This is a genomic window from Microvirga aerilata (assembly GCF_016743775.1).
In the GTDB taxonomy this organism is placed as follows: Bacteria; Pseudomonadota; Alphaproteobacteria; order Rhizobiales; family Beijerinckiaceae; genus Microvirga; species Microvirga aerilata.
Window position 1 is genome coordinate 1 of sequence record NZ_JAEQMY010000139.1, and the last position, 8,932, is coordinate 8,932.

Genomic DNA, 8,932 nt, shown 5'->3' on the forward strand with positions numbered 1-8,932 from the left:
CGGTTGTCCAACCCGCTTGGCCCTTCGGCTCCGTAGCGAGCCAGCCATTTACGGGCGGTGCGCTCGCTGATGCCAAAGCCTCTCGCCACCGCGCGAACAGGCTGGCCGTCCTCAATGATGCGGCGGATCATTTCCGCTCGACCCAAGCGGGTCGTGCGGGCATTCTGGTGCGGGTTGTTCATTCCTCAGGCCCATCGGTAATCGTGTCGCAACGACCACCTTCAGGCCCTCAGACAGGATGAACAACCTCCTCAGATCTCACATCTAGCTGCAACGACGCATGGGCATTGCAATGCCCTTCACACCGAGTGCCTGTGATGCTTGTCGCGAAGCCTTGGCTGTTTTGCGCTGTGCGAAGCCAAGCTTGACTGGGCGGTATCGACAAGATACAACATTTCGTATAAACTTGATTTGCCGGGTTGATGCATTTTGAAGCGAGGCTGTTTGGCTTAGCAGCTCAGCTTGGCAATTGGTATGGCGAAGCTAGCGTACAACATCATCATTGGTCGGCCCTTGCTGACCGCCTTCAGGGAGCCGTCAGGCTCCCTTTACATTTGAGGAGCCACGCTCATGCGTTCTGTCACTCTCCTGTCCTGTGCTGACTGCCCCCTCCCGATCCTATTTGAGGCCAGCCGCTCAGCCGTTCCTCCTCTGCATCTGCAAGCTTCCGGAAAGTACTTTGAATTTATGAACTGGGTCTCAGCTGCTCCTGGCTTGCCGCCGCCCCTTTCCACACCCACGCCTTCCTCGACCAGGAACTGATGGCACGGCGCAAACGCGCTTACCGGCAGGGGGATCTCGATGCGCTGTGCGGCGTGTATTCGATTGTGAATGCCCTCCGGTACGTCTTCCACCTCCGAGATGAGCAGTGTCAAAAGCTGTTTGGGAAGCTGATCAAAGCCCTTGAGCGGGATTGTGGTCACCTCTGTCAACCCGTTCTCCATGGAATGGACCTCGGTCAGCTAAAGCGGCTCTTAAATTCTGCGGGGCAGGTTCGCATTCTGGGTCGAAACCTGAAGTTTGAAGCTCGTACCCTGCGGCTGAAGCGGAACCAACGCACTTTGCCCCACCTGTGGGCCTCCTTGGACCAGGAACTGAAACGGAGCTGCGTGGCCATCGTCGGGATCACGGGTGCGACCGACCACTGGTGTGTCGTTTATCGCGTGACGCCCAAAACCCTGTGGCTCTTGGACTCAGATGGTTGCACATACATGCGGCGGTCGCCCTGCACGGTTCAGACCACCCGCACCCGCTACTGCCTCGAAGTGGGCGAGATCCTGTTAATCGAGCGGCAGGGTGCTTCCCGGCAGCTCTGAACCTCATCCTTCAAACTAGTCGAGCAAAGCTCCCTCGCTATGCGTGGCGGAGCTTTGCTTCCTGATTAATAGACCGCAACTCTTAAGCGTACTCGTGCTTTGGCCCCGAGCATGACCAATCAGCACCTCCAGCGCAGGCTTAGGTCGAGCAATCGCGCACGCTGGTTGACAGCCCTAGTGATGCCCTAATACACGGGCCCTTGTCGCACAGGTCCAAGCCTATCGGAGAAGGTCAAGACTGCGATCTGACCTAAACGGAGGCTGTGAAGAGTCAGACTGCGGGCGCGAGGCGTCGCAATAGTTCTCGAAGCTGCACGGTGAGCTAGAGCGGCTTCAAAGGGTCCTACTTCTTGGATCCAATGCTTGCGCCTACCGTCCCCTTTGTCGAAGGCGCAGCGGCAATCGTCTTTGACTTTTCCTTCTTCGGTTTCTTCGCTTCGCGGTTGCCGCGCTGTTCACCCTTGGCCATGTCTGCTCCTCCTGATGTTGACCAAGAGTGTAGCACCTGCAGAAGCCGCGCGGAAATTTAAAGCGCCCATAGGATCACCGTTCACTCTATGGGTATACTGGATAGGCGGGCCATTTCACTCTTTGGTCAGCTGATGCGCAGGACTCGTGCGGCCTCGGCTTTCTGTCCGCACCTCACACCACCCGAGAATGTTGGCCTGGACGGCCTCCCCCGTTATCGCGTTCCGCCATTCGCCATCAATGCGTTCACACGGGAATGGAAGGATGTAGGTCCCAACATGATCCTCGGCCAGAGCCTGCACTGACTGCCCAGAGCCGGGATACCCGTCAGTCTTGAAGTCCCTCAAACGGGCAGCTCGTGTCACCATGCACTCCCTCCAACTTATGCCAATGCCCAATAGATCCAGGAGGCAATGCTAGTGGTAAAACACGATGATACCTAAAGCGCCCCAAGATAGAATGAACCGGCAGCGATACTGAACGTTGGCTAGCGTTTCGGACCAGGGGAAGGGCTGATCCATGAGGGTAATAGCAGTCGCAATCATAGTCTCTGGTTTGACTGTTCCAAGCTATGCCGCAGCGGGAGCTGGGCCTAGGGCTTCGAGTTGCCTGAAGTTTGCTCTTAGCCACACAAAGAACCCGGCTTCGGAAGAACAGTACTTTATCTGGGCTCAAGGGTACATGAGCGCCATCATCATGATGGCTCCAAGCAGTGTTGACAGTGATCTCAACCTCTTACCTGCGTCGTACCCGCAGAAGAGCCAGATGGCAATGATCCGGGGTATCTGCGCCCAGGACCCGCAGAGATCCTACAGTCACGCTGTTCGGGCTCTCTACCGTCATCTCGGTGGCCGAGCTCTGGATTGATGCCGACTGCAAAGCCGCTCCAACAATATGGCCTCATCAACGGCAGTCCAGCGGGCGGCCTGGAGTTAAGGTGATCACCCCAACAGGAGGCAGTGGCATTCCAGTAGCTCAATATCAGTGGATGAGACCCGAGCCTGCCTGATGGCAAAACCGAGATTAGGCTCCCCGAGCTGGTTCTCAGGCGAACATAGGCCCCCAATTCCGCAACCGTTTTCACGAGCGGCTCTTTTCATCAACAGCGCATTGTCAGGCTGGACCTCCTCTGCACCGTCTGCTCTGTTAAACTCACGAGCGGATTAGCGGAGGCTGCGAGTAGATGCGCAAGTTGGGGGTGCTTACCGCCCTGGCCCTGAGTGGGATGACTGCCGCTTGTGCCGAAAGGCTGGCAAGTCCAGCCATGATGCCCAAGCCTGCTCCTGCCCGAGCAGCCGAATTCAAGCCACGGCCCAACACCGGAGAGACCAGGCGTCAGTCTAAGAAAGTCATGGAAGATACCAGAAAGCGTTCCGCTATCCGCGTCCGAGAGGTCCTCCCAAGCACGAGCGTTAGGCCAGAGCAGCGGCCCGAACCTCTGACTTCGCTGCCGCACGTGCTCCGAGGGCATCAGGAAACCCAATTGCAGCATGATCCGCCTGTGGTTGCGGTGCTTGAACCACGCCCTGAGCCTGCGGAGGCTAACGTCCCTGTCGCAGCACTGATGCCGCCACTCCCGGAGCCCGCTGAGCCGACATTCCCCTCAGCCCCGCCACCTATCGAATTACCGTCGCCAGCCGAGCCAGTCACATCCACCCCGCCAAAGGCGCTGTCGGAGGCTGCAATGCCAGCCCCGCCCGAGCCCGCTGAGCCAAGTTTTCCAGTTGCGGCACTCATGCCTCCGCCTCCGACATCCGCTGAACCGTCCCTGCCATCACAAGAAGAGGTCATTGCAGAAAGCCTGATCACAATCCCGCTTCCAGAGCCTCCCTCGTATCTGTCGCTACGCCCGCGTTTTGATTGGGTGGATACCGTAGGTGCCATTGAGGTCCCGCCCCGTGCGCGATCCGAGGCTCTTGAAACAAGCCCGAAGACGCCAATCCCAAGCTTGGTCCGAGATCCCTGGCCGCTCCCGAGAGATGCCTCATAGGCGGATAAATGAGTTTTCGTGACAACCCGCTAGAGGGAGACGGTTGAGCCGTGTTCCGGCTTCTCTCGTCAAGAGGAACTATCCCTACCCTGCCACAGCAGTGTCCATAGGAGGCCTCCATGGCTACGCCCTAGATTAATGCGGGAGGCGGCCCCTATGTACCTGAGTTTGGCTGCTTAGATGTTCACCGGGAGTTCATAGGAACAGGTTAATCTTCAACTATCAGCAGCCTGACACTACTCCCGACCAGGAGGTGAGCCTGATGTCCCAAGCCCCTTCCAAGAATTCTGATGATCCCTTCGACGGTCTACTCCTGCCCATGAGCGCCTGGAAGGCTCTGGAGGACGCGCACATCACGAACCTTCAGCAGCTCCAAGCCATTGCTCCCCTGATTGATCGGATCCCGGAGATTGGGCCAGAGGCTCAGGGCATCAGAGACAGACTTAGCCAGCTCACTACGAAGAAGTCTGTCCGGGTCAAGTTAGTCTTTCCGAAGCAGTCAGAGTGCAAAGCTGCTACGGCTTTATCCGCCTAGAGCCGTCATAAGAGCACGGTTCATCATGCTGTTGGCTCGATGGTGATGGCTGGCCTCTTGCAGCATATCAGCGATGTCGGATTGACCTTGGCGCTGCAACTCGTCCGCTAGCACAGCAAAGTGCGAGGCAACAACGTCTTCGCTCTGCACAGCACTCTCAAGAGCTTGCCGGTAGACTGCAGCAGACTGCTGGGCTTTAGCAGGGTCTCTCACCTGAGTGGCCTAGCGAAGCTGAGCATTAGTGATTGGTAGGGGCCACATGGCGCTCAGAAGAGGCTGGGCAACAATAGCACCAATCAGCGCGAATGATGCCACAGCGAGGCTGATACAGCTACATAGGCGAAGACGCTTCTTGTCGGGCATCGGCCACCCTCCCAAGCATCATGATCGCAGCCAACGTGCAGAAGCCGAACTGGTTGCCGCTGACAGAGTGCAAGGGAGGAAAGGTCAGGGAGCAGAGACATCGTATTCACCGGGCCGGGAGCATCTTTAATCAATGGTCGCCCAACCGTACTCCCGGCCAAGCCCAAAGATCTCAACCTCTCATCCTTGGACTTGGCCGGATCCTACCCCTTGGTTGCTCGACCCTCCTCCAGCGTTTTCGTAGAGCAGGCCTCCGTTTGACAAAGAAAAAGCCGCGCCCAGCTTTTGCTGTGTTCGCGGCTGATGTCCGTCTTTGCCCCTACGGAAGTCCAGGAAATCTGTTTGTGTGCTTGGATGTATGTCTCAATGAACGAGGCGAGTTATCAACCACGTCAGGATGAGAGGCAATTCAGCTTGTTGGCTTAAGCCATGGCCAACCGAGCGGCCTAAGCAAAAGTCCTTACCCATGGCTGCGGGAGAAGGTCATGCGGGCGTGAAGCGGGAACTGCCAATCCCCATTGTTTAGCTTGGCCTCCCCTCCCTGGCCAGGAGAGCGGCGTCAATGATCGTGACGAGCGCCTTGTGCCAGTCCTCGGCTAGTAAGGGGGGCTCGCCCTGCCGGGCGACCAAAATGCTCCGCATGTCACTGAGCGCAGAGCGAAGGTGCCTGTTTTCCTCCTCAAGCTGAATCAGTCGTGCTTTCTGATGTGTATAGAGCTTGAAGTAGCCGTCCTCAGACCCTCGTCTTGTGCCTTCAGTCATATGCCTACTCCTAGGCCGTTAGATCATTCACCGCGTTTGCCGTCGGATATAAGCTCTCCTCGCCTCAGCTTGGCTTGTCTGTCTGCACTGTTGGAAGGGTGAGGTGGGCACTCAAGATCCGGACAATCTCGGCAACATCGTTCCTGGGGATCGCGAAGGCGACAGGCCCATAAGCCGGATGATCGAACGCGAGCAGCGAACCATCAAACTGGGCAACTTGGGCGTACCATACGGGATCGAGGATGGTCTCAACCGTCTTCCCGGCAAGAGACTCCGCCGGTAATCCTCCGATCATTTGGCGTCGTGCTTGCCCCAGCAGAGTGATGACCTTGGTGAGTTGTTCGAGGTCCAACCCCACAGGGGCTGATGGCTCATTAACAGGACCAATCTCGATGGTCACAGTCCTTCGATCATCAGCAACTCGGACGGCGACACGTGTTTGAGCCATGACACCCGCCTCCTGCTCCGATGCATGGTCGCGTGGCCCTGGTGCTTGAATCAACTTTTTAGCGATTCGATTGCTGCCTGTACTCCAAAAGGGTCAAGCGGCCCTCATCACAGGTGGCGTGGCTGGGAAGGTGGGTGAGGTTGGTGCTTGCTGGCCACTCTACGAACACCCACCCAAATGAGCAGGTGAGCCGCGCGAACGAATGTTGATGATGAGGGTTGGTTCTACAATGATGCGCGTGACAGCCGGAAACCTCCACCAATCTAACTGCCCTTCCCTCAGGACCAGTCATGCCCCGCTATTATATTGACGTTCGGAGCCATTTTGGGAGGAACGAAGATGTCGATGGGGTCGAGCTGCCCGACGTTGCTACTGCCAAAACTGAGGCACTGAGGCTCGGCAAGAACCTGCTGGAAGGCTGTGCCGAGCTCTCGCCAGACTACAGCAGCCAGATCGTCATCGAGATTGTAGACGAGGAACTCCGACCAGTCCTCGCTATTCCCTACGCGGAAATCGCCAAGCAGCCTCAGCCGATCAGTTGATCTCTGTCAGAGGCTCTCAACATGATCGGCCTAGGGTAGGACCACAGCAGGCACTCTCGAAATACTCATATAAAATTCGTGAAGGAATAAGCCTCCGGCTGCACCCGTTTGCTGATCATTCATCGGCAATTCAGATGCAGGGTCATCATATGAGCGTCACCCGACATTCGGCAGCCATCCAGAACATCGCTGCGGAACCTACAAACCTTACCAGCACCGGCCCATCGTTTCAGTGTGCGTTGTTTCTCTTTGTTGCGTCTGTCAGTTCGTTTATCGGAGCAGTCCATCTGCTGACTGCCATCTAAGACGGTGGACGTCGGAGGCTCCCTTGAGCCAGGACAACTCCTGCTCCAAACACCGGAGGTCAAGATGCATCACAAAGTCGAGCTGGTGGCTCGGGCCATTCACAAAGCCGAGCACCAAGAACTCCCGTGGGATAGCGAGCCCTCGGACCGTAAAGATCGCTTTCGGCAATATGCCCGCAATGCCGTCCGTCTGCTGAACGAAGACATTGGGGTGCTTCTGCTCGCCTTGGAGGAGTCCACGCCAGGAAAGCGGATTAGGGAACGGAGAGCGGCGGCATGATCCTGGGAGGGCCGAGAACTCCTAAGCAATGTGGCCTTGGTCGCTTCGATGCTCTGAAGCTTCGGCCTCACGAGCCTCATGACCTGGGAAGTCAGTCCCTTGTCGCGTTGCGCCGTTGTGCCCTTGACGCTGCGGTCTGCGCCTAGGGCCTTTGGGCAGTCGCACCTTCAGCTGAGCCTCCAGCCAGCGCAGATCCTCCTGTAGCCCTTCCAAGCGCTTCAGCAACTCGGCATCCGATAAGCGGTGTGAGGCGATGTCACTGACTTCCTGCTGACGCGCAGCATTGGTGATGCTGCGGATGGCCTGCAGAGAGGCCGGACCCATTCCTGGGGTTGCCAGCCACTGCTTATCTGGGATCTCGTCAACCTCCCGGACGCTCGGGCAGCGCCCCTTGAACTCACGCACAAGCACGTATGCCACCCGAGAGGGAACAGCGTTGAGAGGAAAAGGCTCATCTAAGGGCATGTGCCATCCTGCAAACTCAAGCCCGCAAGCTGCTATTGCGGCGTGCAGAACGGGGCTAATCCAAGGCAACTCGTGAGCGGATTCTTGTTTCCTCAAGTATAATGCTGAGAGATTGGCTATGCCTCCCTCACCGGCACCCAGAGGAAGATTGCTTTCCTCTGACACGAGTGAGCGGGGTTCGCTGGAGAGTTGCTAGAGGTTTCAAGTCTCACCATAGGCCATAGACGTGCCATGCCTCATTCTTGTGTGCCCGAGCACACATCCGTCCTGTGGGATAGGCGGATAGTCTTGGTCTATTATCAAGGGAGGCCGAACGATGAAAACCGTCCTTTCCTACTGCTCGGCAAGAATGTTCTTGAAAGGATTGCTGCCGATGATCGCCATGAGCCCTGGTCATTCTGAGGGCGCGGTAAACGACAACGACCTTCAGCGCCACGCTGGGTTCACCATCGAGCCCTCCAACCAGTGGGGAAGCACCCTCTCTGTCCAGCCCAAAAGGGCTGCCGACGTGCTGACCAAGCACGTCGTTGCAGCGATAGCTCTTGTTGCTGGCATCCTCGCGCTGCCTCTCCTTGATCTTGTCGTGCCTGCCACCACAACCAGTGAGGCGAGACCAGAGGTGATCCGAGGCAGTCCAATCGCTTCCGTACTTCTTGAGCTGCAAGAGGGAGGGTGAGATGGTCCAGAAGCTGCTCGACATCTGAGCTGCCTCTCCCCGAGATGAAGACAAAGCAGTTGCTGCCTGATGCAGTTTCCGCGCGCTCGGGGCCTCAGGCCGCATCGTCAGCCGTGCCTTGACCGCTTACCCATTCGGTCCACCGCGCCACGTAAACAGAAGTTGAGTTATCGTTGCCGTACTGTTGGCTACCAGACAGACAGGTCAATGCCGAATCGGCATATTCCCACGAAAAATAAGCAAAGTTTTGGGACGCTATTATCGCCAGCGATACTGCCAAGCATCAGCCTGAGGGAAGGCGATGGCATCGCTGTGGATGGGGGTGCGTCGATGAAAAGCAAGCAACAGAAGCTGCTGCCGAGCAAGCGTCGGCACATCAGCCGACTTGAGCGTCAACTCGCAGCGGTCGAGGCGCAGATTGCACGTCTTGAAAAGGATCCGCACTTGGGTCTTGCAGAGCAGGATCATTTCTTCCTCTGGAAGCGGGCATCTCTGTTTGGATCTGAGCGCCCACCAGTCCTGCATTAGGTCCTAACCACCATAATGACGTTCTGACTTCGTGCAGACCCTCACCAGAACCGGACAACCTGCCCTCGTGTATTAGCGACGCTGTCAGAGCAGCAAAACTCGGAGGAGTACAATGGCTTCTGCCATGTTCAAGCGCGTGACCTTGGATAGGTCTCAACAGCCTTCAGGCACCTACTTCAGCTTAATCAACGCAATAGGAAGCTAGGCAGCAGACCAACTAAGGTCTGAGAACCGTTCTGACTGTTGGGTTGGAA

The 8,932-nt window shown here is 57.1% G+C and carries 9 protein-coding genes; 3 read left to right on the plus strand and 6 right to left on the minus strand.

The genetic code is table 11. From position 1 onward, the window contains the following. Together JKG68_RS29455 and JKG68_RS29460 are read right to left on the minus strand one after the other, a co-directional pair. Positions 1 to 182, minus strand: a 182-nt coding sequence (locus tag JKG68_RS29455; RefSeq protein ID WP_202065678.1) for a leucine zipper domain-containing protein, incomplete at its 3' end; no start/stop codon positions are given. 366 nt (positions 183 to 548) lie between these two features. Beyond that, positions 549 to 932: a hypothetical protein gene (locus tag JKG68_RS29460; protein ID WP_202065680.1), complete on the minus strand. Its 384-nt coding sequence runs from the start codon at positions 930 to 932 to the stop codon at positions 549 to 551. Between the two features lie 177 nt (positions 933 to 1,109). Here JKG68_RS29460 and JKG68_RS29465 point away from each other — a divergent pair, with 177 nt between their 5' ends. Beyond that, complete coding sequence (locus JKG68_RS29465; protein ID WP_202065682.1) at positions 1,110 to 1,316, plus strand: hypothetical protein; 207 nt, start codon at positions 1,110 to 1,112, stop codon at positions 1,314 to 1,316. A gap of 343 nt (positions 1,317 to 1,659) precedes the next feature. Here the strand turns inward: JKG68_RS29465 and JKG68_RS34375 are convergent, their stop codons facing one another. The 3 genes from JKG68_RS34375 to JKG68_RS29475 all read right to left on the minus strand — a co-directional run bounded on the left by JKG68_RS34375 (position 1,660) and on the right by JKG68_RS29475 (position 5,834). Then, positions 1,660 to 1,785 carry a hypothetical protein gene (locus JKG68_RS34375; RefSeq protein WP_281399258.1) on the minus strand — a complete coding sequence of 42 codons (126 nt, stop codon included), beginning with the start codon at positions 1,783 to 1,785 and terminating at the stop codon, positions 1,660 to 1,662. A 3,409-nt stretch (positions 1,786 to 5,194) separates the two neighbouring features. Then, entirely contained in the window at positions 5,195 to 5,434 is a 240-nt protein-coding gene (locus tag JKG68_RS29470; RefSeq protein ID WP_202065683.1) for a hypothetical protein, read from the minus strand. Between the two features lie 64 nt (positions 5,435 to 5,498). Continuing rightward, a complete protein-coding gene (locus tag JKG68_RS29475; RefSeq protein WP_202065684.1) occupies positions 5,499 to 5,834 on the minus strand; it encodes a hypothetical protein in 336 nt (111 codons plus the stop codon). A gap of 338 nt (positions 5,835 to 6,172) precedes the next feature. Between JKG68_RS29475 and JKG68_RS29480 the strand changes: the two genes are divergently transcribed. After that, a complete protein-coding gene (locus JKG68_RS29480; RefSeq protein WP_202065685.1) occupies positions 6,173 to 6,424 on the plus strand; it encodes a DUF6894 family protein in 252 nt (83 codons plus the stop codon). A 1,366-nt stretch (positions 6,425 to 7,790) separates the two neighbouring features. Continuing rightward, on the plus strand, positions 7,791 to 8,150 hold the full coding sequence (locus tag JKG68_RS29485; protein ID WP_202065686.1) for a hypothetical protein: 360 nt from the start codon (positions 7,791 to 7,793) through the stop codon (positions 8,148 to 8,150). 258 nt (positions 8,151 to 8,408) lie between these two features. Here JKG68_RS29485 and JKG68_RS29490 read toward each other — a convergent pair whose 3' ends face one another. Further along, positions 8,409 to 8,618, minus strand: coding sequence for a hypothetical protein (locus JKG68_RS29490; RefSeq protein WP_202065687.1), 210 nt, complete (start codon positions 8,616 to 8,618; stop codon positions 8,409 to 8,411). Positions 8,619 to 8,932: the final 314 nt, after the last annotated feature.